General features: G+C 76.1%; 2 protein-coding genes. One reads left to right on the forward strand and one right to left on the reverse strand.

Going from position 1 to position 1,512, the window contains the following annotated elements; translation table 11 throughout:
• The coding region (efeB, locus tag GTW08_RS16275) for an iron uptake transporter deferrochelatase/peroxidase subunit (protein WP_161152168.1) at nucleotides 1–1,066 on the forward strand (1,066 nt) is incomplete at its 5' end.
• A gap of 53 nt (nucleotides 1,067–1,119) precedes the next feature.
• On the opposite strand, the gene GTW08_RS16280 is transcribed toward efeB, so the two are convergent.
• The coding region (locus GTW08_RS16280) for a lytic transglycosylase domain-containing protein (protein WP_161152169.1) at nucleotides 1,120–1,512 on the reverse strand (393 nt) is incomplete at its 5' end.

Genomic DNA, 1,512 nt, shown 5'->3' on the forward strand with positions numbered 1-1,512 from the left:
GGCCCAGGACCGGCTGCACTTCGTCGCGCTCGACCTCACCTCGACCGACCGCGCCGCCGTCGCCGACCTGCTGCGCCGCTGGACCGCCGCGGCCGAGCGCATGACGACCGGCCGGGAGACCGCCGAGGGCGGCGCGATCCCGGCCAACCGCTACGCCGCCCCGGCCGACACCGGCGAGGCGCTCGGGCTCCCGGCCGCGTCGCTGACGCTGACCTTCGGTGTGGGCCCGGGGTTCTTCGACAAGCTCGGGATCGTCGACCGCCGCCCGCCCCAGCTCGCCGGGCTCCCCCGGTTCCAGGGCGACCGGCTCGACCCGGCCCGCTCCGGCGGGGACCTGTGCATCCAGGCCTGCGCCGACGACCCGCAGGTGGCCGTGCACGCGGTCCGCAACCTGGTCCGCGACGGCTTCGGCGTCACCGAGGTGCGCTGGTCGCAGCTGGGGTTCGGGCGGACGTCGTCGACCTCGACCGGGCAGGCGACCCCGCGCAACCTGTTCGGGTTCAAGGACGGCACGAACAATCTCAAGGCCGAGGAGCCCGATCTGCTCGCGCAGCACGTGTGGGTCGGCGACGAGGGCCCGGACTGGCTGCGCGGCGGCTCCTATCTGGTCGCCCGCCGGATCCGGATGCACATCGAGACCTGGGACCGCTCCGGGCTCGACGAGCAGGAGCAGATCATCGGCCGGGACAAGGGTGAGGGCGCTCCGTTGACCGGCACGGCCGAGTTCGACCTCGCCGACCTGACCGCCACCGGTCCGTCGGGGCCGGTCATCCCGGACGACAGCCACATCCGGCTCGCCTCCGCCGAGGCCAACGGCGGCGCGCGGATGCTGCGGCGCGGCTACAACTTCGTCGACGGCACCGACGGCCGCGGCCACCTCGACGCCGGGCTGTTCTTCGTCGCGTTCGTGCGCGACCCGCTGACGCAGTACGTGCCGATGCAGCGCAGGCTGGCCCGGTCCGATGCGCTCAGCGAGTACCTGGAGCACAACGGCTCAGCGGTGTTCGCGGTCCCACCCGGCCTCGCCGAGGGCGACGACCACTGGGGACGCACGCTCCTCGCCTGACCCGCACGCCGCGTCCCGCCGGCACGGCCGCGCCCGCCGGGGTGCGGGCCGGGTCAGGGAGCGGGCGGCGCCGGGACGGCGGTGCGCTGCGCGTAGTCGGCGGCGGCGGCCCACACGTCGCGGGCGTAGTCGCCGGAGGCGTTGTAGGCGAGCACCCCGCGCCACCAGTCCCCGGCGTCGGCGACGTCGCGACCGTTCGCGCACAGGTAGCCGGCCGCGGCGAGGGCGGCGTCGTCGACCTGCTGGGGGTCGGCGACGCCGTCGCCGTTGCCGTCCGCGCCGTAGCGCGCCCAGGTCCCGGGCAGGAACTGCATCGGCCCGACCGCGCGGTCCAGCACCGGGTCGCCGTCGAGGCGGCCGCCGTCGGTGTCGGCTACCCGGCGGGTGCCGCCGGTGCCGTCGAGCGGGATCCCGATGATCGGCGGGTCGACGCGGCCGTCCGGGCC

Origin of the sequence: Pseudonocardia sp. SID8383, assembly GCF_009864975.1 — a bacterium.
In the GTDB taxonomy this organism is placed as follows: domain Bacteria; phylum Actinomycetota; class Actinomycetes; order Mycobacteriales; family Pseudonocardiaceae; genus Pseudonocardia; species Pseudonocardia alni.